Source organism: Catellatospora sp. NPDC049609, assembly GCF_040675365.1.
Classification (GTDB): Bacteria; Actinomycetota; Actinomycetes; order Mycobacteriales; family Micromonosporaceae; genus Catellatospora.
Genome location: NZ_JBFAOU010000416.1, coordinates 1 through 2,090, shown reverse-complemented (window position 1 = coordinate 2,090; position 2,090 = coordinate 1). Strand labels below are relative to the sequence as shown.

1 protein-coding gene and 1 pseudogene are annotated in these 2,090 nt (G+C 69.4%); both read right to left on the bottom strand.

All coding sequences use genetic code 11. The features are described from left to right. Window positions 1–69 precede the first annotated feature (69 nt). A complete protein-coding gene (gene istB, locus AB0J67_RS40765) occupies window positions 70–846 on the bottom strand; it encodes an IS21-like element helper ATPase IstB (RefSeq protein WP_363491131.1) in 777 nt (258 codons plus the stop codon). Window positions 847–1,034: 188 nt separating this feature from the next. Next, window positions 1,035–2,090 (bottom strand): annotated as a pseudogene (gene istA / locus AB0J67_RS40760) (IS21 family transposase); the annotation flags it as partial.

The window sequence follows — 2,090 nt, the reverse complement described above, 5'->3', positions numbered from 1 at the left end:
TGTCGGCGCTCAAGTAATTGGCCTGGCGGCGGCTCAAGTTATCGGCCGGGGTGATCCTCGGGTGTAGTTCTACTTGTCGGTCTTGGTTGTTGTCGAGTTGGTGCGGCCGGGTCTCCTGTTCGGGCGGTAGCTGGGGCCGTTCATGAAGACCTGGTGGCTGGTGTTGATGAGCCGGTCGAGCAGGGACTCTGCGACGACAGGGTTCGGGAACAGCGGATACCAGTCGACGGGTGCACGGTTCGACGTGATGATCATCGACTTTGCGGTGCGTGCCCGTTCGGAGACGAGTTCGTAGAGGTCGTCGGCTTGGGGCGCGGTGAGCTCCCGCATGGCGAAGTCGTCGAGGATGAGCAGGTCGGGCCGGGCGAGTTCACCCAGGCGCTTGGTCCAGGTGCGGTCGGCGTGGCCGCCGGCGAGGTCGGCCAGGGCGCGGCTGGTCTTGATGAACCGAACGTCGGCGCCGCGGCGGACGGCGAGGTGGCCGAGGGCTTGAGCGAGGTGGGTCTTGCCGACGCCGACGGGCCCGTAGAGGATGACCGACTCGCCGGTCTGCAGCCAGCGCAGCGCGGCCAGGTCGCGGATCTGCGCGGCGGGCAGTTTCGGGCTGGCGGCGAAGTCGAACTCCTCGAGGGTGGCTTGCTGTTCGAACTTCGCTTTGGCCAGGCGGCGGGCGATGGACGTCGTTTCGCGGCGGCTGATCTCGTCGTGGCAGAGGACCTGCAGGAATTCGAGGTGCCCGAGTTCGCCGGCGTGGGCCTGGATGAGGCGGGCGTCGAGGGTCTGCAGCATGCCGGACAGCTTCAGGGCGCGCAGGCTGTCACGAAGTGCAGTGTCGATGATGGTCATGCGGTGTCCTTGATGCTGTCGCGGCGGCCGGTGGCCTCGCTCGGGGTGGCCTGGTCCGTGCCGGTCGCCGGGTTCGCGGTTGGCAGGGGGATAACGTTCGCGAACAGCCGCGAAGGCCCGTGCAGGAACGCCCCGGCACCGCCGTCACCTGCGGCGGGTGCGAGGGGGTCGGCTTCGGCGCCGACGGCGAGGATGCCTTTGACCGTGCGGTAGGACGGGTCACCGACCTTGATCGCCTTGAGGCAGGCGGCCTCCAGCCTGGCTGCGGTGTACTTGTCTGCCAGGCCGAGCACGCCTTGGGCTGCGCGCAGCCGGAACAGCGCCCCGGTTTCGAGGAGCCCGGCGACGACCTCGACGCAGCCCGGTCCGACCTCGGCGGCGCGGCTGCGGCACCAGTTCGGGGTCTTGACCTGGAACGCGATCTTCTCCGGCGGGTAGTGGCCCTCAAGGGTCTGCTTGCCGCCGGGTTTGCGCACGTGAGTGGCGATCAGCTGCCCTGCGGCGAAGATCTGCACCATCGTGTCGGTGGTGCGGGCGTCGACGCGCTGGCCCAGGTACTGCCACGGCACCGAGTAGATCGTCTTGCCGACCTTGGCGTGGATGTCCGGGCCGACCGTCGCCGTCGACCACGACGCCAGGACGAACGGCCGGGTCGGCAGCGGCCCGAGTGCTTCGGCCTCGACGGCGTCGAACACGCTCAGCGGCGAGGCGCCCTCCAACGCACGACTCGGTCGGCGCCCGGCGACGTCACGGCACCACGCGACGGCCGCGGCCCGGGCCTCGGCGACGGAGGTGAACTCCCGCCCGCGGAAGAACGAGTCCCGGACATAGGGCATCGGTCGTTCCACCCGTGCCTTGTCGCGGGGCTTGCCGCGCCTCGCGGGGTCGATCAGGGTGCCGTAGTGTTCGGCCAGTTCCGCATACGACCGGTTGATCTTCGGGTCGTAGAGGTCGGTCCGGTCGACGCCGGTGCGCAGGTTGTCCGGAACGAGGCGGTGCGGGACGCCGCCGAAGAACGAGAACGCGTCCACGTGCGCGGCTGTCCACGCCTGCTGGTCCATGACCAGGGTCGGCTGGACGAACATGTGCCGTGAGCAGGCCAGGACCATCACGAACGCCCACAGCTTGCGCCGCTGCCCGGTGCGCGGTTCGACGAACCAGCCCAGCTGCCCGTAGTCGATCTGCGCCTCGCTGCCCGGCTCGACCTCGCCGCGCAGGACCACGACCTGGTCACGGCGGGTCTC